This window comes from Sphingomonas sp. Sph1(2015) (genome assembly GCF_001970915.1).
Classification (GTDB): domain Bacteria; phylum Pseudomonadota; class Alphaproteobacteria; order Sphingomonadales; family Sphingomonadaceae; genus Sphingomonas; species Sphingomonas parapaucimobilis.
This window is the reverse complement of sequence record NZ_MQUI01000005.1, coordinates 1-19,387: the sequence shown is the minus strand read 5'-3', so window position 1 is coordinate 19,387 and position 19,387 is coordinate 1. Positions and strand designations below refer to the sequence as shown.

Below are 19,387 nucleotides of genomic sequence, written 5' to 3'. Positions count from 1 at the left end.
GGCCATGCGGCGTGGCTTGCGCGATACAATCGCCTTCGACGCGGAGACCATGCGTGCCACCCGCCTGAAGGCCGGCGGCTATATCGCCTGGCGTGGCCGCTTCGGTCGAACGGGGGCCGATGATGCAACGCTGCTTGATGGTGCGTCGGTCTGGATCAATAGCGATGGCGTCAAAACGCCGCTCAGTACGACGGACAAGTCGCTCTTCAGCGTTTCGCCAATGTCAAATGGGGGCACGCTGGGCAAAACCGTCATCGGGATTGTCTGGGCCGACAAGCCTCCCTCTGGTGGCACCTACGTTAGCGACCGCTACACCCCCGATGACGTCACGACAATCGATGAGCTTCGTGCGCGTGCAGATACGCTGGGCTGCCGTCGCGGTCTCGATCTTTTCCTCAGCAATCTGGAACGGTCGTGGCAGGGCTGGCACCTCAATCAGCCAATCCCGATTGGCATTGTGCTGTGCGTCGAACGCCCCGTTCATCTGATTGGATCAAATTCCGCGATCGAATTACTGCCGTACGTCGTTGAAATCCGTCCTTATGACCAGCGAACGACTGGAATCGTCCGTGGAGGCGATGAGCCGGTCAGACCTGCTCTGCATTATCAGACCTTGAACGCGCCATTGCTGCGGACGCTGGCAGGGGTACCCGAACGGCCCGCGCTGGCGCTGCTTGGCTGTGGCAGCGTCGGCTCGAAACTCGCGCTGCACGCCGCGCGCTCCGGGCAGTCGATCATCGCAATAAGCGACGAGGGGTGGCTACGGCCGCACAATATGGCGCGACACGCCCTCTCCCCTACTGCGGTGGGCCAGCCCAAGACTGCCGCGCTTGCTGATGAGCTGGCCGGGTTCAGCTTGTCGCCAACACTCTACCAGGATGACATCGCGTCAGCCCTGCGTGACGAAGCGATCCGGGCCAAAGTTATTCCCGCAGGTACGGGCATCGTCGTCAACGCCACCGCGTCGCTCGCGGTGCGTGAAGCGTTATCCACCGCGATCCGCCCGCATGATCGAGCCCGCTATATCGAGGCGGCGCTCTTTGGCCGCGGCCGCATGGCTTACCTGCTGGTCGACGGAGCCTCACACAACCCAAATCACAACGATCTGATGGCTGAGATGTACGCCACGCTGGCCGATGGTGAGGCTATAGCGCTGCTTGCCGATCCTGAAACCGGTCTCGCTGAAATCCAGATAGGCCAGGGCTGTGGATCGCTGACGATGACTATCGACGACGCGCAGCTCTCGATGATGACAGCCGGGCTTGCCAAAGAGATCGATCACGCGGCTGACCATCCGAACGCCGACGGCCTGATCGTCACTGGCGTCTGTGACATCGATACCCCCACAACGCGCTGGACCCGCCAAACCGTACCGTCCTTCGAAACCGTCGTGATCGAGGGTAGCGATGGCTGGGAGCTGCGGATCAGTCAGCGCATTGCAGCAAAGATCCGGTCATCGGCCGCAGCCTCGCCGCATGCGGAGACCGGGGGTCTACTCGTTGGCCTTAGCAGTGCCCGGATGAAGACGGTCACCGTGGTCGATCTGCTCGATGCACCAACTGACAGCACGTGTTCTGCCGGCCTGTTTGTTCTCGGCACGACCGGCCTTCAGGATGCGATTGAGAATCGCCATCAGGCCAGCGGACGGACGCTCTTCGATGTTGGCACCTGGCACAGCCATCTTGCCGACGAAGGTCCATCAGCGCTCGACTGGCGAACGGCGACAGAACTGGCGGCGGGGCGTGCCCCACCATCGGTATTGCTGATTGTGACGCCGCTTCGCTTTCACGCACTGATCGCGAAGGATACGAACGGTGGCTGAGACGAAATCCCTCAAAGAGCAAAATGCTTGGCTCATTCGTGCCGCCATCATCGCCCATGCAACAGCCTTTCTCGTGGCGGCGGTAGAACCGGCCAAGCTCATCAAAGCCCGCTCGGTACAGTTAGTCACAAAGCTCGAGGCAATGGCCGTGCCGGGATCGGCATCGCTTGGCCTGATTGTCATAGCCTCGTTGATTTTGCTGGGCTTGATTCCACCCAACTGGCGCGATCGGGTGATCCATTTGCGATGGCGCCATCCCCTGCCCGGATCACGGGCCTTTACCGTTGTCGGCCCCACTTCGTCGTACGTGGACATGACTGCGTTGGAAAACAGGCTGGGCCCCCTGCCCTCCGATCCTACGACGCAGAATCAACTGTTTTACCGGATCTACAAACCTCTCAGGGATGACATCAGTGTCTGCGATCCGCATCGCCGATACCTTGCTGCGCGGGATATCGGCACGATCACAGCGCTTTTGATCTTGCCACTGCCGATTATGGCGTTTGTCATTAACGGCAACGTAGGTCGATCCGCGCTGTACGGTGCCTGTCTTATGTTGACCTATATCCTGTGCGCCGTGTCAGCCAAGAATTACGGTTGGCGGATGGTGCAACATGTGCTCGCCCTCACTGCGGCTGGCGATGCAAGCCCGCCAGCCCCGGCACCACAAGTATAACAATCACGTTTCCCGGCCGCACAAGACGCTTACACCGGTCCTGATATCAGTTTGGAGGGCATGACTTAGCCACCTATGCGGATTATGCCGTGCAAAAGCGACATGCCTACCCCAACGAAAGACCGATACCCGCCTGATGAACGAAATAGAAGTGGACGGAGTTCTTCGGGACCTTCGTCATCTCAAAAGCTTCGTTGTCACGCTGGCGGGCAAGGGCCGTGATGCCGGTGATTTGCGCGTGAAAATTACGCTTGGCCTTCATACGATATCACAAGGTTGCGCGCGCGGGCTGCATAACCTGGAAGACGAGAACGGCAAGCCTAGAGTGTTCTGCGAAGATCGATATGCCTTTTCGCTCGGCCTACCCGAACTGGCCCGACGAATGGTCGAACAGAATTATTACTGCTGGGAATCCATCGATCGCAATCGTGCGATAAACTACGCTGTTATCGATGTCGCTCCAGGGCGTGTTCGCGAACTTACAGACGGTGAGCACCAGGTCGTATTTTTCTATTTGTATCCCAGCAAGGGAGACCTAGCGGACGTTAATCTGATGATCACGAGTTGTCATGCGCGTGAGGTTATTTTCAGCAAAATCAAGCGGCGCTATAACATACATACGGCTTTGAGGACCTGCCTGTTTCAGCGCAAGCGTGTCCCCTAACGGAAAAGGGCCCCCGCTTTAGGCGGGAGCCCTTTATGGTGCGGGTGTGCCTTACCGTGGTGTACCGGCCGTTGAGGCGCACATGCTGCGGCGACCGTGTTACTGGAAGCCCCGCTGTCCGTAGCTGATGGTTCAATGCCATGCGGTGGTAAAAGTTTCAATAAAAAGTTGAAGCAAATTCCACCTTGCCTCCCACGAGGCGAGGGTCACGAAGTTAGGTCTGACCATGTGATAGCAGGCTCCTTGTCACGATGACCGGGAGCTCGGCGCCAAAGTCTCCTTCCACCAAAGCCGTTCACAGGCGGAGCCAGCGCTCCTGAGGCTCCCCCCTCCAGCTTTAGCTCGCGTACGACAGGGCACTCTGTGAGCAGCTCGCCTTGCACCGCTTTAGGTATACCCCTGGGAGACCGGGTGTTCTCTGGTCTCTTTTCCGTCGGCGCCCGCTTCAAAAAGGACTGGACATCGGCGGACTGGTTATAAAAGACCTAAGCATGTTCGTTCGAGCCTATTTACGTGCATCAACCGCTGAACAGGACGCCACCCGTGCCCGCGCAGCGCTGGATGCTTTCGCCGCGACACATGGGTTTCGCATTGCCGCGCGCTATGTCGAACATGAGAGTGGCACACGCCTTGCGCGCCCTGAGCTGTTCCGGCTTCTGGACGATTGCAGCCCAGGTGACGTGTTGCTGGTCGAGCAGGTCGATCGGCTGTCTCGTCTGAGCTCGGCCGACTGGGGTAAGTTGCGATCGGAGATCGAGGGCCGCCAGGTTCGGATCGTATCACTCGATCTACCGACCTCCTGGAACCTGATCGCCACCCCCGACGACTTCACGGCTCGCATGTTCGCGGCGGTGAACGCGATGATGCTCGACGTCCTAGCTGCGGTCGCACGTAAGGATTACGACGACCGTCGACGCCGCCAGGCGGAAGGCGTTGGCCGAGCTCGAACTGCTGGCCTCTACAAAGGCCGCGTCGAGAACACTGCCCGCAACGCCGCGATCACCCGCTCACTGCGTGACGGGCAAAGCTGGAGGGAGATCATGAGCGCCACAGGCTGCAGCCGAACGTTGCTGGCCAAGATCGCACGCCGCCTGAAAGAGGAACGGGTGGACGGCGCGAGCGATGTAGCCCTCCCCTGCCCCATGCCAGAGCGATCCTGATCCAGGAACGAGCCATTGACCTACAACCGGTCGTCTCGCAATTTTCCGTATCGCCTGACGGAGGCCCTATGGCATCGAAGCCGCCCATCAAGCTGTCAAAGCTTTTCGAGGAACTCGATCGTCTCACCCCGGCAGAGGCCCAGCGTGTCAGGAATACGCTCGCTGAAATCGGCGAAGGCCACCTCGGCGAGGCCTACCTGGAGCTAACCGAGCTGGTCGGCCGCGACACGGCTTTAGCAATGCTGTTGGACGAGATGCTCGGTCCTGTAATCCTGCCTGACGGGACCATGGTCGCGCGAAACTCGATTGCTAAGATCGCTCCGAACAAGCTCAACTAGCCTCGAGTCAGGGTCGATGCCTCCTCCAGTCGGCTCTCCGGGTGCTGGCTACAGACCACGACGTCGGCGGACCCTCTGTAAAACTGGGTTTTTACCGTGGTCTGCACTGTCGGTACGTGCCTTTGGATATGGTTTTAATATTAAATCCGCTTGGCGTTAGGTTGGTCGGCATTGCCTCCGCCCTTCAAGCCATGTACGCACGTGGTATTAATATCCTTTTGGGGTGCTTCCGTGATTGTCACGATAGGAAATACAAAGGGTGGCGTGGGTAAAACCACCTTGGCCGTACAGATCGCGATCGCGAGGGCTATGGCTGGCAGGGACGTGTGGCTCATCGACGGAGACCGCCAGGGGACCGCTGCTGCGGCCATCGATATTCGAGCGCAGGCTGGCCGCCTTCCTGGCATTGCGTGCGCGAAGTATGACGAAGGTCCTGCCTTGCGTGCGCAGATCCAGCAGCAGCGGGACAAGTGGCAGGACATCATCATCGACGCCGGCGGGCGCGACTCCACAGCCCTTCGAGCGGCTCTCGTCCTGTCAGACGTTCTGCTCGTGCCGTTCGCACCACGCTCGTATGACGTCTGGGCGCTCGACGACATGGCGAAGCTGATCGATGACGCGCGGAGCACGCGAGACGGCCTGCGCTGTTTTGCCATCATGAACCTTGCAGATCCGGGTGAAAAGTCGACCGACAACGCCGAGGCGGCCGACGCGGTGAAGGAGTTCCCGCAGTTCGAGTACCTCCCCTTCCCTATTCGGCGCCGCAAGGCCTTCAGCAACGCAGGAGGCTCAGGTCTCGCCATCTCAGAGATGCCGGCCAAGGACACCAAAGCTGCGGCTGAGCTAGACACATTGATTGCATCGCTTTTTAATATTCCTTCGCGATCCTGATAGGAGCCAGAACAGTGGCTATCACACGTCGACCAACGCCTGCCTCGAGCGCCGCATCGACCGCTGCGCAGGATGCCTTCATCAACGGTGCGCCTGACGCTTCACCGGTCACCAAAGATGCCGTGACGGAATACGAGAAGGGCATCAAGAAGGGGAACAAGCGTCAGATCACATTAACGATCGCGCCCGAGCTGCTCGAACGCGTCGACCAGGTCGCGAGGCGCACTGGGCAGGCGAGGGCGGCTGTCATCAACATGGCCATCTTCCAGGCCATCGAGGGCGATCTATTCCGCTCATAAGGAGCTTGGTTCACAGTGGTTTTAATATCCATGGTCGATCCATTGCCAATCGGATACCATTGGCCTTCAGCTTTAAAGGCACCTGTCTTCTATGTCTGAGCCACAGCTATTTTCGCCGCGCGATGGAGCCGACTACCTTGCAATCGGCAAGGATGAGATCGTCTGGTTCAAGGACGCCGAGGTATATAGCGACGACCCAGACGAAATCGTCCCGCCGGCTTGGAGCGTCCTTGTCTGTGGATGGCCGCGCAGCCAGAGATTCCGCAACGTCGATCTTCCTGCTGATGAACTCAGCTCCATCGCGGAAGGGATCATCGCCGATCCTCTCGCGGGCTACCCTATAGCCCGTGTTGGCACTCCGCCTATGCCGGCCGCCATGAACGATCGCCGCGCGAACGGCGTGACGTTCGATCTCACTACGCCGCTTATGGACCCGGACCTGCCCGGCCTCTTCCAGGTCAGTTATATATCTGGAGCGACGGGGCTGGCGTACTCCGATGGCATCCAGGGCTATCAGATTTTTGTGACGGTGCCGCGAGGCTATGTCATCATCGTCGTGGCCTGCGACGACGACGCGGTCAGGGTAGGGGCTGTGCTCCGCCCTGCTGATAAGCCTGACGACCTGTCGATGATGGGTTTTCTCGACCTCGCGATCGAGGCGCTCGGCATCGACAAACTTGACCACAACCTCGATCTACGGGTGCCCAGCGCTTCGTTGTAAATCAATATCATTTTAATATTAATAGCACTGCGCTTCGAGGTGCTTTAACGAGTCATAGGATTAACCGCGTCTAGCGCCTAAACTCCAAAACAAGCCACTTAGAGGTGTAAGCCGATCACGACCAGTCCGGTAGCCAGGCCGCCCGCGGCGATCTTGGCGCCGCCCAACATGCGTGCTCGAGGGCCATAGCGAGTGACTTTCCAGGTCCGGTCGATCGCTGTCCTCACGCTTAGCGCTCCGTCGACGAGGAGCAGCGATCCGATGACGAACAGCAGGATTGTCACCGCCTTGGCGAACGTCCTCGGCTGCATTTCCGATAGGACGAATGACAGCACGAGTAGCATCGTCACGATGCCGTAGCCGGACCCGATCAGTTCGATGACGTTGCGCAGCTGGTAGAGGCCGGGATACCGAACCATCCTCACGAGCGTCAGCGGCCGCGAGCATCGCCAGCACGGCTCGATGGACCAAGGTGGCGGCAGGGTCGCCACGATACTCGAGCAGCACGGGCATCGTACCTCGCGCCTCTGGATCAGCTCCGACGCCCGGCTGGTGGACGCGATGAGGGCTGACTCAATGCGACTGGATGTCGCCATACCCGCTTCCCTCATCGCCCTAGACGATATCGTCGTCGTTTCTGGTATCGACCGGGGCAGGGGGGTCGCCCCGGAAGCAGGCTGCGTCGCAGTGTAACATCGGACGTTTGCGACAGAGCATCTGCTTACCTCCGTCCATGATCGGCCAGTTGCCAAGGCGCTGGCATGGATTGTTATGTCGATCGCGAAAACCGCAAGGCACAGCGATAGGCAATGCCGCAGGGTCGGCCACCTCCTCGATAGCGTCCGTGGCCTCAGCTTTTTCGAAAAGATCGTTCTGCATCAACATGGAGGTGCCTATCGATTGAAGGGGAGGGGGATGCTTCGGCCTATGACCACCCTTCTCCTCCCCCTTTTCTCTATCGCTGCGGCACGCCTGCCGGCGCAGCTGCGGGGACCGCTGTGCCTGGCGCTGTAGGCGTAGGCGCGGGCGCTGCCGCTGCCGCTGCCGGCGCCAACCGTCCCTGTGCCTGTGTCATCAGCTTCTTGAGCGCATCGAGCATCGCCAGAGAGGTGATCTTGCCCATGTCGGTCGATGTGTACGAACCGCCGAGCGCGCCGATCCCGGAGTTAGTGAGCAAGCCCCCGCCCAAGATCGAAAGGTCCTTCTTGCGCGCCGAGCCGGTCGCAACGGCTTGTTGAATGCCGGTTTTGACCTCGACCAGCGTCAGCATCGTCTGGCTCGCCTTGACCTTCTGCTTGAAGCCCAAGCCGCCCGGGAACATCGAGCCGAGCCCACCACCGCTGCCCCCGGAATCGTTGTCGGAGTAGAGTACCTTCGCCTGCAGCAGGTAGTCGGCCGCCTTCAATGTCGCCTGATTATTAGCGCCGGCGACAGAACCGCCCGCCGCGAGCTGCCGTTCGCGCTGGAGGGCGTCGAAACCCTCGCCGCGGTCGACGATCTGGAAACATCCGCTTTGCGCCACCAGCAGCTTCAAGAGGGGCAGGGGGTCTACTCGCTGGCTTCCTCCGTTCTGCGCCTCTGCCATTCGGATCAGCGCTGCCATGCCGGCGGGCATGCCATCGGTCGGACTGGCTGCGCTGCGTTCCTCCACCAGGGCGACCGTACCAAGTGATCGATCGCACCTCGGCACCTCAATCGTCTCGTCGATGCCGATTCCGCCTTTGCCCATTTTCTGAGCCGACGCTGACGTTGCGGCAGCTGCAAGCATTCCTACAATGGCAATCGTTCTATACATTGTCATTCCCCTGCTCAGTTTAGTGGTTCTGGGTCGGTAATGTTGATCTTCGTTGGCAGATTTCCTGCCGGACTCCGGTGCAGATTGATGGTGTGGTAGCGTAGACGGGTGAAGGTCATAGGACGGACAACCGTCTCGTAGGTCGTTGAAGGACCAAACCACTTGTTCAAACCATGCCACTTGTCGCCTTCGATGATCTTCACTCGGAACACGCCGGGTGGCACCGGTACAGACGTCTCCTCGGCGCGTTTGACGTAGACGGAGATCACATGCGCTTCTGTTTCACTGTTGAGTAACTGCACCACCGCATTTGCCGGTCCGGCGATTACGTGGATCCTCGACGTCACAGATCGTGGGTCGACGCTGTCGTTGACGGTTACCGTCCCGGATGAGGGGAAGGGCAATTCCACTCCGTAATCTGGAAGCCATCCACTCCGCTTCGCGTCCCGATAAGCTGGCACCGCAATTGGCAGCGCACAGAGCAGCAACAGCAGGCCATTTCCTCCATTAGCCATCCAACCACGGCGTCCGCTTCGTGGCGCTCGCCGATCGTCGCGGTACTCTCGTCTGAACTTGAGATCGTTCCACCAAGTGGTGGCACCCGCCTGCTTTTGACGCTGCCTGTACCGCGCTCGCATGTAGTCGCGATCATCAATGCCCACGCGACGCGCTCCCGGCTCGCTGCGCCCTCCGGCGCACGGCCCTCTGGTGGATGCGGCGGAGTTGCTGCGCGAAATCAGCGATCACGTAGGAAAATTCGTCGGCGACCTCCTGCTCGGCCGCGCATGTCGGCGCGATCGAGGCCGCTGCCAGCACCAGGTGGGCCGCGGCGATCGGGTGAGCCTGCATTAGGTGGAAGGACTGGGTGCGAAAGTCGTCAGCGAGATCCGCGTCCGCTTTGTGATCTGGATCGCCGGAGCCCGGCGAACCGACCTGTTGCTCGCGTTGGGCCATCCTCAAGCCTCCCGCGCTTGCTGGTTGACGGCGGTCGGCGATCTCTCTGCAGCCACCAGCGAGCGTTCCCGATGTTTCGTCAGGAGGGTCTCACGGACGACAGCAGCCTGATCGGGGTCCGTAAGCCAATTCCGGTAGCGCGGATTCCATCGGCCCAAGCCGTCGCATGCGCTCTTCAGTCGGTCACCTGCGCCCTCCGTCTCGTCGGAGAGAAAAGCGATGCGGCCATCCGGCAGAGCACGTTCGTGGATGCCGGGGACGACTTCAATCTTCGCCGATGCCTTGCCAGCGCGGATCGGGTTGGAGGGGACGGGGGTGACCGTTTCGGCCTCTACAAGCGCTACAGGCGCGGCCTCCACGACTTCGATGGCAGTGCGCGTTGGCTCAGCCTCTTCAGGTGCGTCTGGAACGCTCCCAAGGTCGACGTCGCTGGGCGGATCAACCTCCGGCTCTGCGGCCGAAGCTGTTTCAGCCGCCAGAACCGTTGCGGCGGAAGGATGCTCGTCCTTTCGCGAGGGCAAGCCGACCAGCTCCTCGAACGTGCGCGGGTCCGGTTGGTGGCTGGCTGCCAGCTGCTGCGCGATCGCCATCAACGACTTGGCCGCAACGCCTGACGAGAACAGGCGACCAAACGGGGAGACGCCGCCAAACTCCGCCCAGGCTGCGATGAAGTTATCCGCTTTGTAGATCGGCAGGTTAGCACCGATCTTTGACCGATCGATTGAGCAGTCCGGTGGAATGATGACGAAGGCGGCGACCTTTTCAAAAGCCAGGTCGTGGCGACACGCCTTTAACCAGGCACGAAGCACCTCTTTCTGACGCTCAGCCTGTTCAATCGGGTTCGGGATGTCTTTTGGACGTCGCTGACCGTACCAAACCACCCATTCATTATGCTCGTTCTTTGAAAGTCGACCGCTATAGTTCTTAACCTCAATGATGCTCGCGGTGCGCGAAAGCCTCGATAGGATGACGTGATCGAATTGCGCGAAACTGCCGATCCCATCCGCCAGCCGTAGATCGTGCAGCAGGACGTGATCTGCCTTGTTGTGAAAGTATCGATCTAGGATGTGCGCGGTTGAGCGCTCCCCTTCGGCACCGCGGCGTCGGTTAAATGCGGCCTTCCTCACGCGCTCGGGCATTTTGTCGAAGGCCGAGCTTGCTATGAAGGCTGCGAAGTCGGCGCATTCGTCCGCTTTGGTCGTGTGTTTTACGATCATTGCGCTCCCCCCGCGGCGTCGGCCCATCCGGACGCGGCCGCGTTTCCTGTTGATCTATTGGCCGCCGGCTGAAGGTCAGCGCCGGACATGCCCCGCAGGTCGCCGTCATCGTAGGCAAGCAGGGCGACGCCACGACCTGCACCACGCTCGATCTCAGTGATCCTGGCGATCGCAGCGGCCACCGAGCGGCAGGCCCCGTCATCGACGCCGGCGCCGGCGGCTATGAAGAGGATCGTTCGGGCGTCGCCGGCGAACCAACGGCAGATCGAGACGGGCGGCATCGTCGATTGGCGGCCAGCGAACCGACCGGCGCATTCCTGCAGGAGCGCCAAGGTCATCCAACCAAAGTGGGTATCCTCTGGATCATCCAGATTGAGCCGCACATGCTCAGCCAGCCCGGCGTAGGTCAGGGCGCGGACCTCGGCCGAGATCTCACGCAAACCCGCACCTGGTTCGCTGGAGAGATACCAGAGGATCTCCGCCAGCACGATGCTGGCAGCATTGAACACCCGTTCCGGTACATCGGTCTGATGCAGGATCGCCTCGCTTGCCTCGGCAAGCTCCAGACGCTCAATATGATCGGCGAAGATGTCCCAGTTGGCGTGCCCCGCATCGATCAGCCGGTCGCGGTCGTAGTCGATATGGCGTCGGACCAGCTGATTGCCCTCGTCGACGATGACCAAGCGCTGCTTCCCGGAGCGCGCGGCTCGGATGTGTGCGGCAAGCACGTCTGCAGGGATCGTGTCGGCGGTGCCGCGAAGGATCAGCGTCATCGGCTGACCTCCGACCAGGCGGCGTGAGCGGCATAGCCGCTGCGACGGCATTGATACCCGAAAGCACGAAGGGCGTGGTGCGTAGCTAGCGTCATCATCACATATCCAGGCTGAGGTTTTTCTCGGGAATGCCGCGCAGCTGCTCGACGGCGTCGGACATCGCAGGCCGCGAACTGAGGTCGTCCATGTCGAGCGGAGGCAGGCCAAGTTGGTCGTCTTTGTCAGGGCGACCCGCGTCACGATGCGCGGCGTCGTCGCTGGTGCCGATCGGCGGCATGCCGTCTTCCATGCCCTTCATGTCGGCATAGTCGTTCTGCGATGCCCCCACAGGCGGGAGATCCGTCATGTCGAGGCTCGCCGGATCGATCAGGATCGGCTCCTTGATCTCGTCTAGGACGGCCATTGCCTTGCTCAGGGCGTCGTCGGCATCCTTGGTGTTGCGTCCCGCACCGTCGATTTCCAGCCGGCCAAGGCTTTCCAGGGAGGAGGTCTTGTAGCCGGTGTTGCGGTCTAGCTGCGCCTCGAGCCTCTTCTGATCGTCGACGACCATGATGAGGTCGTCGCGAACACGCGTGACGATCACGTTGGTCAGAAGCTGGTTCGAAAGGTTGCTCTCGAAGCTCTGCATCACGCCGATCGCCTTGTCGGCGGTGACGCCCTGCGCCATGTGCGCGTTCAGCGCATAGGCTAGGTCGAGCCGCGAGAGCATCGGATCGTTGGCCGCGAGCGTCACCGTCTCCTTGGAAGCCAGCTCGACGGTGACACGGCCGCCCTCGATCGAGGTTATCGTCGCCATCGCGGCATTGTGCATGCCGCGCTCCTTGTCGGTTGCGGTCCAGCGGATTCGATCGCCCTCAAAGACCCTGACCGTCTCGAGGGTGGTAAGCTGCATCCGGTCGCTATCGATCATTGGATCGATCCGCTGCGGCGAGAACTTCACGTTTCGACCGGTGCTTTCGAGCTTCACCACGACCTTGCCGTTGGCGAGCACCTTTTGGACCTCGGCCGCCCCATGGCTAAGCCCGATCTCGGGAACGCTGCCTCGGACGTGCAGCGTCTGCCCCGGCTTGTAGGACTGCTGATAGCGCAGCTGCTCGCGGAGCATGCTGACGGGCTGATGGACGGTGAGGAACAGCCCGTCGCCCTTCAGCGTGCCATCTTTGATAAGCCCTTCCTGGACGGTCTTGTTGATCGTCTCGCGCGATTCCTTGCCGGACGCGAAGATGGCGGTGACGGCACGCTCCTCGGGCGGAAGCTCCAACCACATCGTGGCGGCCTTCTCGGCCGGTTTCTTATCCTCGACGACCTTCTCGCCGAGCACGCGCAGCGCCTGTGCCGCCTTACCGACGTTGGTAAGTGCCGCGACCGTCCGCAGCTGGTCAGTGCGCTGGCGGATGTTCTCGTCCATCCGCGCCGTGGTGATGCCGGCGGCCTGTTGCACGGAAAACGACTTGCCGCGATCGATCGGCTGCAGCTGCCGGCGATCGCCGATCTCACCGAGACGCTCGTTGCCCAACGCGTCGGCGATAGTGAGCATCTTGAGCATCAGGGGGTCGGACACCATCGACGTCTCGTCGACGACGATGATCGTGTTCTTCATCTCCGCCCGCTTGGCTTTGGCCTCCGGCGTGTTCGGATTGTCGACGTGCTTCTGGTTCTCCAGCACGAAGGAGTCGATCGTCTGCGCCTCGATCCCAGCCGCCTTCATGTCATCGACCGACATCTCCTGCGGCTTCAACCCGTCCTTCAGGTCGGTGACCATCTTGTTCTGGAAGGCCAGGCCGAGGACGCGCATGCCCTCTTCTCGCGCGACGGCAGCCGTCGCCTGCAGCATGGTCGACTTGCCCGCGCCGGCGACACCCTGCACGGCGACGATGCGATCTGTGCCGGACACCAGCAGTGTCGCCGCGGCAAGCTGGCCGGGATTGAGCTCGAATGGGGAAGCAGCCTGCAGTCGGTCCGGAGCGTCGGCCGCGGCGATGATCGGCGTCGCCCGACCTTTGCCGGCCTCCACCATCGCCAGGATGCGTTCTTCGTTCTGCAGCGCCTCCGGCGTGGTCACCGCTTCGACAGTGCGCCCGTTGACCTGGATGTGACCGGGCAACAGCTTGCCCTTCTCGGTCAGCTGCTGGATGCGCGCTTCGACCGTGTCGATCGTGACGCCCTTGAAGCCGAGATCCAGCGCGGTCTTGGCCACGCGGTGCGTCTCGAAAGCTGCCTCTCGCTGGTTGTGCATCCGGATGGCCGAGGCGACCGCATATTGCGCGTTCATCTGCCCTTCCGTCAGGCCAAGGCGAACGAGGCCACGGTCGACGAGAGGGTCGCGAGGTCGGAGCATATCGGCGACAGCGGCACGGGTGGCACTGACGGCCTCCACGATCGCCTGATAGCCCCTTTCGAGCGGGCCGGCGTTCTCGCGCTCCTGTGCCTTCGCTGCGGCCTCCATGGCGCCTTCCAGGAGCTTCTTGCCGTCGAAGCCGGCAGCGGCAGCGTCCTTCATCCATTCGATGACCAAGCCCGCCTCACGGTCCTCGACGTTCAGCTTGGGATCGCGGGTCGTGACGGTGACGCCGTCTCGTCCTTTGGGTGAGACAATGCCGAGTTCGGCGGCTTTTTCGAGGATCTGTTCGCGCCGCTTACTGAAGGTATCGAGCACCTCCTTGGGCACGCCGACGATCTCGAACGTGCCGTGCTTGCCGTCCATCCGAACCTGATAGCCGAGCTTCTCGAGCTCATCGCGGAGGTAGCTGTGATAGATCGATCCAATGACGGTGTTGCTCGCCCATAGCTTCTGGGCATCGAGCGCCTTCCAGCTGCCGTCCGGCATCTGGGTCATGTTGGCGACGATCGAGTGGATGTGGGCCTGCGGATCGAGGGCGCGGCTCGTGTCGTGCTGGAAGAGCGCATAGACCAGGTTGCCAGTCTTCACCGTCTCGGTCTTGCCGTCCTGCGTCACCCGCGCCGCAGCGATATTCTTCTCGACCCATGCCATGGTCTTTTGCACGGCGAGCGTCTGCGCACCGCCTGGTCCAAGGATGCGCTTATCGCCGGCGACATAGGCCATCACGGACACGGACTTCGGCGCCGAGAAGGTCAAGTCGAACCCAGGCCTTCGGCCCTCCCGCACATCGACCTTCTCGCCGGACGGCAACTCGCCGCTCAGAACCTTGGCGAACGCCTCCTTGTTGACGGCGCCGGTGAGGCCCGCTGCGGCTGCGCCTTCGCCGCCCCACATGCTGACATCACCAGCCTTCTCGTCGGTGTAATATTCGCCACTGACGAAGTCGTCCTTGGCGAAATATTTGGCAGCCCCGGACGCTGATTTGACGGATGCGATCGAGTGCATCGTCAGTCTCCGAAGCCCAGGCCGTCATCCTCAATCCCGTCCGGAAAAGCGTCGCGTGCCTCCCTGATGGACAGGTCTTCCGGCCGATCAGGTGTCGGCTCAGCGGTTGGCGCGCGCGGCGCTCTGCCATGCCGATCGTTCTCGTTGTCGGACGGCGTCGCCTGAGCGGCAAGCGGCGGACGGATATCGCGGCGCTCGCCGTCGGAGGCCTGTCGCTGATCCTCTGTAAGCGCCTGCGGTTCGCTCTGGGTGTGAGCATCGACCGTCTTGCCATCGCGCGAATTGTCGATCTCACCTTCGGTCGGTTGTGACAGGATGTTCGAGGCAAATTTATTGGCCTCGTTCGCCGGTTCCTTCTCGTCCTCCAAGCCGGGCGCCTCCGCCCGCCCGACGTCATCACCCCCTCCACCTTTCGGCTTTCCACCACCTCCGCGCACAACCTTATCAGGCTCGTCCGGCTTGCCGGGTTTGCGCCGGATAAAGCCCTCGGCGACGGTCGCGTAATGCTCCCATTCGAGGCGGACGCGGGCCGCAGGGAAACCATCCGGGAACTTCACGAAGCCATGCAGGCTCGGGAGGTTCATGATGTCGTCGGCGATGACCAGCGGTTCGACCTGTTTGCGGGGGGTCAGCGTCGAGGCATCGCGGGTGTTGTTGTAGCCGTAGCTATACCCCTCATCCATCTGCCGGATCTCGCGATTGCCGATGTAGCGAGCACCCTGCTCGGCGGTGTCGAGATCGGCGGCCGCGAGGATCAGTTTGGTCCGCGCGAGCGACGACAGATTGCGGGCATTTTCCTCGCCGTAGACCTGCACAAGCTTGTCGAACGAGTGGAGCCCGAGGACCATCGCCCCGCCGAAGTTTCGAGCCGTTTGGAGCCCGCTCTCGATGGCCGGCAGTCGGTGCAGTGCGCCGAGCTCGTCGAACACGAACCAGGTGCGCAGCGACCGGGTTTTGCGCATCGTCATGAGCGAGTGGATCGCGAGATTGGACCACAGCGTCAGCAGCGTCCGGTTCATCTCCAGGTCGGTGTAGTTTGAGGTGATGAACAGGATCGAGCCGGGCTTCTTTTCCGCGGTCATCCAGGCCTTGATCGAGTATTGTTGCCCGTCGTCTGGCAGGAAGCGGAGCACGTGCGCGTTGGTGTTGAACACCGCGCGGATCGACTCCGCCATCTTGGCCGCTTCAGGCGCCGTGATCGGGTCGGCGATGGTGTTGGCGAGGTGCTTGTGGACCAGCTTCAGGTCGGCGGTCATCAGGTTCTCTGCAAGCGCCTGATTGGAGGTCAGACCCTCGTCCATCAGCTTCATGCACATCTCGATGAACAGCGTGCGCGCGGCCAGTACCCAGAACGGATCGCCACCCCCGCCATCGGAGGGGATCAGAGCCGCAGCTGCAGCGGTGAAATCGCTGTAGCTGGTGCAGTCGTTGAAGATCGTCCAGGCCGGACAACGCGCGTCCGCCGGGTTCAAGATGGTGTCGCGATCGGGATCGAAGAACGCCTCGACATAGGCTCCCGTCAGGTCGAACACGACGGCGCTGTCTTCGCGTTCGCGCATCTGCCGAAGCAGCTTACGGAAGACGGTCGTCTTGCCCGATCCGGTCGTGCCGAGCGTCAGGAAATGCGACTGTTCAAGCCGGTGCGGGAAGGGGATTCCTGCGACGCTATAGGGGTGGTGGATGCCGCCCATCTTCCGGGCTTTGAAGGGCATGGCAAGCACCTGCGCCGGCGTCTTGTCCGGGAAGATTTGCCCCGCTTCCTTCACGAACTCGATTTTGTTGTGCTCGGCAATTTCAGCGTAGAGCAGGTCGCGTTCGACGAGCATCGCGCCGCGCTCGTGGCGCTCCTGGATCATCGCCTTGCCGCGCCGCGCGGAGAAATCGACATACCAGATCGAGAGGGGCACGGTGATGACCGTGGCGAAGGTCAGCGAGGCGAGCAGACCCTTCACCGCCTTGCCCCAGGCGAGGATCACTTCCGGCACGAACGGGACGTATCCCATGAACGTCGACCGGACGCTGTTGTCGGGCAGCCGAAGGTTGACCCGCTTCATCTCGTCGAACGAAATCCAGTCCCAGAGGGACGACAGGATCCGCATACAGATCAGCTGGACGTTGTTCTCGTCGAGCGTCAGCGAAAGGATGATCGTGTAGGCGAGGAGGAACGTGCCCAGCCACACGAAAACCGGCATCCGTGCACCCTGTAGCCACATGAGGACCTGGGTGTTGAGGAGCTGGCTGCCGCGCGTGAAATTGCCCGAATTTCGAGGCGGTGCCCCGCGCGAGGAGTGATGCTCCTGCGGGATTGGCCGCTTGTCGTTGCGGATGTCCTTGCGGGGCTCCTTGCCCGGCTTTTTGGGGTCATCACGCGCCATGGTGGATCTTCATGCGACGGTCGGTTTCGAGGACGAGCGTGTCGCGCATTTCCGGGTGATCGGCGCGGATGATCGCATCGAGCGCGACCTGCATATATTCTGTCACCCGGAGGTGACGGCGTGCGCTATCCTGGAGAAGTTTTACGCCGTTGAGATGCTGCTCGATCGCCAGCCGGACGATGTCCGACGGCGAGCAATTCATCTTCGCGGCTTGCGCCTCGATGCGAGCGCGCAGGTCACCGGGCACCCGGATGGTAAAAGGGCGTGAGGTACTCAACGAACCAGCCTCCTAGCAGAGAGGCTGGTGGGTCCTTCGGAAGCTCCCTCTTAGCGAGGCGGCCCGATCCGGACAAGGGAGATATTGGCTACGGCCCAAGCACCGTACTACAGTGTCTTACGCTCAAACCCGCAGAAAAGCGTGACTTTCTGAGTGTCTTACAGTGTAAGACAAAGCGTAAGACAATGTGTACGCAATTCCGTGAGAAAAAGCCGTTGTCTTACAACGGGTTAGGCAAGCGCAGCTTGCAAGGGTGTGCACTACTGTAGTCCCGATACCCCCGTGTTGCTCTGATCCCCTTGGCCCCTCGTGGTGATGGGAAGGATCTCCGGGATTCCGCAGGGCAAGGAACCGCCTTCAAGGCGGAATTGAGGATAGATCCTGCGCTTCGTGCGGGGTTCTAGGGCCTGTTCGGCGATGATCGTCATGGGGTCTCTCGGGATCTGAGGGGAGGCGCTGGTCTCGGTCTTTTCGAGAGGTCGTTGGCGGGTTATACAGGGCCCGTTCAGAGCCCGATCAGCCTGACCAAAAGGCAAGACACATGGCGAAGTCACTGGACGCTGAAATGGCCGCGATCGAGGCCGAGGAACGCAAGCTGGCGGAGCGCCGAAAGGCTCATCTGAAGAAGCTGCGGGATACGGCGATCGACAAGGTCGAAAAGGCAGGGTTGCTCAAGCTCCCACTGGATCGACTAGAGCGGTTGATGGAGGCGGTGAAGACGCTCGGTGTCGACGAAGTCGAGACCCGGATCACGGCGTAAGCCTGATCCGTTTCGAGCCCCGATCGACACCAATGGCCGCACCGGGATTGCTACCCAGTGCGGCCATTCTCTTGTTCACGGATCGCGGCGCAGCCGGCTTGACATCCTCAGGCAAAAAAATGGGACGCCAGCCGTCAGGCTGGGCGTCCCATGTGGGTCGGTAAAACGGCTTGGGTCGATCAGACCCAAGCGAGCAGATGGTCACCCTCGACCGGCTTCAAAGCCGCCATGGCCGTCAGGGTCTCGACGCATGTCGCCATCGCAGGATCGTCGTCGAGCCGACGCCTGATCCGCGGGTTGGTCAGCCGGTCACGAAGCTCGGTCATGGCGATGACGCCAGCGTTCGCGCGATCGAGGCCGAGCCCGGCGAGGAGTGCCATCGCGCTGTCGTCTGCGACCGTCAGCTGCGGTGCGCCGTCGGGCGTCAGCGAGAGCCTCATCTTGATGTCGGAGCCGCGATGATCCTGCCAGACGCGGATGCGCCGTCCGAGGTACTGCGCCTCGTCGAGGATGGCGATCACATCCGGGTCATGGTCGAAGCATTTCGAGACGACGGCGAGCGCGAGATGGCAGACCCGTGCCTCCAGATCGAAGGCGTCGTCGCCGGTCGTCTCATGGATCGTCGCGAGCATGGGGAAGCCCAATCGCTGGGACTGTTCGGCGAGAAGATCACGGAGCGCTCCGAGCTGGTCGGGGGTGATGATCGCAGCCTTCGGCGGAAGGATACCGTTGCCATTTTCGACGCGGAAAGTGATGGTCATCGCGACCTCCATCATTGAAACCGCTTCTTCCTTTCTCCCTCCTCTCCGGAGAGGTTTTGAGCAGCCCCCACCGGGTGGTCCGGGTTGATAGTTAGTGCATTGTGGTTTCCGCCGCCATGGTCGGTCGGAGGTGGAGCGAAGCGGAACCGGAGACTGGCCATGGCGGTGTGGCCGCATCCGGGGCCGGTGGACGGTAGCCCAGACTGCTGTGCGGGCGGACGGTGTTGTAGTGGCGCCGCCATGCCTCGATCAGCACCCTGGCCTCGGCGAGGCTGTAGAAGATCTCGCCATTGAGCAGTTCGTCGCGCAGCGACCCGTTGAAGCTTTCGTTATAGCCGTTCTCCCATGGCGAACCGGGCGCGATGTACAGCGTTTTCACGCCGATCTGTCCGAGCCAAGTCTGGACCGCGGTGGCGATGAACTCGCTGCCGTAGCACATTGGGAAGCGCTGGTTCGGGGGCCGCTATGGCCCTGATGAAGGCAAGGCCGCGAAGCGGCCGCAGGCTTCATCAGGGCAAGCCATGGTCGGTCAGCAGGTATCTAAAGTGAGGTTGTCGA

General features: G+C 61.5%; 20 protein-coding genes and 1 pseudogene. 9 read left to right on the top strand and 12 right to left on the bottom strand.

What is annotated here, in order from left to right; all coding sequences use genetic code 11:
• Nucleotides 1–4: 4 nt before the first annotated feature.
• From BSZ14_RS03270 to BSZ14_RS03235, 8 genes are all read left to right on the top strand, one after another.
• On the top strand, nucleotides 5–1,822 hold the full coding sequence (locus BSZ14_RS03270; RefSeq protein ID WP_241823615.1) for a ThiF family adenylyltransferase: 1,818 nt from the start codon (nucleotides 5–7) through the stop codon (nucleotides 1,820–1,822).
• The gene (locus tag BSZ14_RS03265; RefSeq protein WP_076709778.1) at nucleotides 1,815–2,498 is read left to right on the top strand and encodes a hypothetical protein; all 684 of its coding nucleotides are present in this window, start codon (nucleotides 1,815–1,817) and stop codon (nucleotides 2,496–2,498) included. The genes BSZ14_RS03270 and BSZ14_RS03265 overlap by 8 nt, the downstream gene beginning before the upstream one ends.
• Nucleotides 2,499–2,634: 136 nt before the next feature.
• Nucleotides 2,635–3,162 carry a hypothetical protein gene (locus BSZ14_RS19200; protein ID WP_139330276.1) on the top strand — a complete coding sequence of 176 codons (528 nt, stop codon included), beginning with the start codon at nucleotides 2,635–2,637 and terminating at the stop codon, nucleotides 3,160–3,162.
• A gap of 491 nt (nucleotides 3,163–3,653) precedes the next feature.
• A complete protein-coding gene (locus tag BSZ14_RS03255) occupies nucleotides 3,654–4,322 on the top strand; it encodes a recombinase family protein (RefSeq protein WP_076709776.1) in 669 nt (222 codons plus the stop codon).
• 68 nt (nucleotides 4,323–4,390) lie between these two features.
• Nucleotides 4,391–4,660, top strand: coding sequence for a hypothetical protein (locus BSZ14_RS03250; RefSeq protein ID WP_076709775.1), 270 nt, complete (start codon nucleotides 4,391–4,393; stop codon nucleotides 4,658–4,660).
• A 201-nt stretch (nucleotides 4,661–4,861) separates the two neighbouring features.
• A complete protein-coding gene (locus tag BSZ14_RS03245) occupies nucleotides 4,862–5,551 on the top strand; it encodes an AAA family ATPase (RefSeq protein WP_314375543.1) in 690 nt (229 codons plus the stop codon).
• Between the two features lie 14 nt (nucleotides 5,552–5,565).
• The gene (locus tag BSZ14_RS03240) at nucleotides 5,566–5,850 is read left to right on the top strand and encodes a CopG family transcriptional regulator (protein WP_089413571.1); all 285 of its coding nucleotides are present in this window, start codon (nucleotides 5,566–5,568) and stop codon (nucleotides 5,848–5,850) included.
• Nucleotides 5,851–5,941: 91 nt separating this feature from the next.
• Nucleotides 5,942–6,571, top strand: coding sequence for a hypothetical protein (locus BSZ14_RS03235; protein ID WP_076709773.1), 630 nt, complete (start codon nucleotides 5,942–5,944; stop codon nucleotides 6,569–6,571).
• Nucleotides 6,572–6,669: 98 nt separating this feature from the next.
• Here the strand turns inward: BSZ14_RS03235 and BSZ14_RS03230 are convergent, their stop codons facing one another.
• From BSZ14_RS03230 to BSZ14_RS03185, 10 genes are all read right to left on the bottom strand, one after another.
• The gene (locus BSZ14_RS03230) at nucleotides 6,670–6,990 is read right to left on the bottom strand and encodes a hypothetical protein (RefSeq protein ID WP_076709772.1); all 321 of its coding nucleotides are present in this window, start codon (nucleotides 6,988–6,990) and stop codon (nucleotides 6,670–6,672) included.
• 196 nt (nucleotides 6,991–7,186) lie between these two features.
• The gene (locus BSZ14_RS19545) at nucleotides 7,187–7,456 is read right to left on the bottom strand and encodes a hypothetical protein (RefSeq protein ID WP_158069159.1); all 270 of its coding nucleotides are present in this window, start codon (nucleotides 7,454–7,456) and stop codon (nucleotides 7,187–7,189) included.
• Nucleotides 7,457–7,526: 70 nt separating this feature from the next.
• Nucleotides 7,527–8,339, bottom strand: a complete 813-nt coding sequence (locus BSZ14_RS03220) for a CsgG/HfaB family protein (RefSeq protein ID WP_241823613.1) — start codon at nucleotides 8,337–8,339, stop codon at nucleotides 7,527–7,529.
• A 41-nt stretch (nucleotides 8,340–8,380) separates the two neighbouring features.
• On the bottom strand, nucleotides 8,381–9,028 hold the full coding sequence (locus BSZ14_RS03215; protein ID WP_076709769.1) for a hypothetical protein: 648 nt from the start codon (nucleotides 9,026–9,028) through the stop codon (nucleotides 8,381–8,383).
• Complete coding sequence (locus BSZ14_RS03210; protein ID WP_076709768.1) at nucleotides 9,018–9,320, bottom strand: hypothetical protein; 303 nt, start codon at nucleotides 9,318–9,320, stop codon at nucleotides 9,018–9,020. The genes BSZ14_RS03215 and BSZ14_RS03210 overlap by 11 nt, the downstream gene beginning before the upstream one ends.
• A 2-nt stretch (nucleotides 9,321–9,322) precedes the next feature.
• Complete coding sequence (locus tag BSZ14_RS03205) at nucleotides 9,323–10,537, bottom strand: nuclease-related domain-containing protein (protein WP_083748085.1); 1,215 nt, start codon at nucleotides 10,535–10,537, stop codon at nucleotides 9,323–9,325.
• Nucleotides 10,534–11,310: a type IV secretion system DNA-binding domain-containing protein gene (locus tag BSZ14_RS03200; protein WP_076709766.1), complete on the bottom strand. Its 777-nt coding sequence runs from the start codon at nucleotides 11,308–11,310 to the stop codon at nucleotides 10,534–10,536. The genes BSZ14_RS03205 and BSZ14_RS03200 overlap by 4 nt, the downstream gene beginning before the upstream one ends.
• Before the next feature lie 97 nt (nucleotides 11,311–11,407).
• Complete coding sequence (gene mobF, locus BSZ14_RS03195; protein ID WP_076709765.1) at nucleotides 11,408–14,656, bottom strand: MobF family relaxase; 3,249 nt, start codon at nucleotides 14,654–14,656, stop codon at nucleotides 11,408–11,410.
• A gap of 2 nt (nucleotides 14,657–14,658) precedes the next feature.
• Nucleotides 14,659–17,031, bottom strand: a complete 2,373-nt coding sequence (locus tag BSZ14_RS03190; protein ID WP_076709764.1) for a type IV secretion system DNA-binding domain-containing protein — start codon at nucleotides 17,029–17,031, stop codon at nucleotides 14,659–14,661.
• Nucleotides 17,021–17,308: a hypothetical protein gene (locus BSZ14_RS03185; protein ID WP_076709763.1), complete on the bottom strand. Its 288-nt coding sequence runs from the start codon at nucleotides 17,306–17,308 to the stop codon at nucleotides 17,021–17,023. Before BSZ14_RS03185 ends, BSZ14_RS03190 begins: the two co-directional genes overlap by 11 nt.
• A gap of 541 nt (nucleotides 17,309–17,849) precedes the next feature.
• Here BSZ14_RS03185 and BSZ14_RS03180 point away from each other — a divergent pair.
• Nucleotides 17,850–18,068 (top strand): hypothetical protein, encoded by a 219-nt coding sequence (locus BSZ14_RS03180; RefSeq protein ID WP_062127239.1) that lies wholly within the window; start codon nucleotides 17,850–17,852, stop codon nucleotides 18,066–18,068.
• A 179-nt stretch (nucleotides 18,069–18,247) separates the two neighbouring features.
• Here the strand turns inward: BSZ14_RS03180 and BSZ14_RS03175 are convergent, their stop codons facing one another.
• Both BSZ14_RS03175 and BSZ14_RS03170 read right to left on the bottom strand, forming a co-directional pair.
• Nucleotides 18,248–18,829, bottom strand: coding sequence for a hypothetical protein (locus BSZ14_RS03175; RefSeq protein WP_076709896.1), 582 nt, complete (start codon nucleotides 18,827–18,829; stop codon nucleotides 18,248–18,250).
• 91 nt (nucleotides 18,830–18,920) lie between these two features.
• A pseudogene (locus BSZ14_RS03170) lies at nucleotides 18,921–19,259 on the bottom strand (integrase core domain-containing protein); the annotation flags it as partial.
• Between the last annotated feature and the right edge of the window lie 128 nt (nucleotides 19,260–19,387).

Coding starts and splice junctions, on each gene's coding strand:
- BSZ14_RS03230 (WP_076709772.1), bottom strand. CDS start 6,990: ATGGTTCGGTATCCCGGCCTCTACCAGCTGCGCAACGTCATCGAACTG.
- BSZ14_RS19545 (WP_158069159.1), bottom strand. CDS start 7,456: ATGTTGATGCAGAACGATCTTTTCGAAAAAGCTGAGGCCACGGACGCT.
- BSZ14_RS03255 (WP_076709776.1), top strand. CDS start 3,654: ATGTTCGTTCGAGCCTATTTACGTGCATCAACCGCTGAACAGGACGCC.
- BSZ14_RS03210 (WP_076709768.1), bottom strand. CDS start 9,320: ATGGCCCAACGCGAGCAACAGGTCGGTTCGCCGGGCTCCGGCGATCCA.
- BSZ14_RS03270 (WP_241823615.1), top strand. CDS start 5: ATGCGGCGTGGCTTGCGCGATACAATCGCCTTCGACGCGGAGACCATG.
- BSZ14_RS19200 (WP_139330276.1), top strand. CDS start 2,635: ATGAACGAAATAGAAGTGGACGGAGTTCTTCGGGACCTTCGTCATCTC.
- BSZ14_RS03250 (WP_076709775.1), top strand. CDS start 4,391: ATGGCATCGAAGCCGCCCATCAAGCTGTCAAAGCTTTTCGAGGAACTC.
- BSZ14_RS03190 (WP_076709764.1), bottom strand. CDS start 17,031: ATGGCGCGTGATGACCCCAAAAAGCCGGGCAAGGAGCCCCGCAAGGAC.
- BSZ14_RS03175 (WP_076709896.1), bottom strand. CDS start 18,829: ATGACCATCACTTTCCGCGTCGAAAATGGCAACGGTATCCTTCCGCCG.
- mobF (WP_076709765.1), bottom strand. CDS start 14,656: ATGCACTCGATCGCATCCGTCAAATCAGCGTCCGGGGCTGCCAAATAT.
- BSZ14_RS03205 (WP_083748085.1), bottom strand. CDS start 10,537: ATGATCGTAAAACACACGACCAAAGCGGACGAATGCGCCGACTTCGCA.
- BSZ14_RS03220 (WP_241823613.1), bottom strand. CDS start 8,339: ATGCTTGCAGCTGCCGCAACGTCAGCGTCGGCTCAGAAAATGGGCAAA.
- BSZ14_RS03200 (WP_076709766.1), bottom strand. CDS start 11,310: ATGACGCTGATCCTTCGCGGCACCGCCGACACGATCCCTGCAGACGTG.
- BSZ14_RS03180 (WP_062127239.1), top strand. CDS start 17,850: ATGGCGAAGTCACTGGACGCTGAAATGGCCGCGATCGAGGCCGAGGAA.
- BSZ14_RS03235 (WP_076709773.1), top strand. CDS start 5,942: ATGTCTGAGCCACAGCTATTTTCGCCGCGCGATGGAGCCGACTACCTT.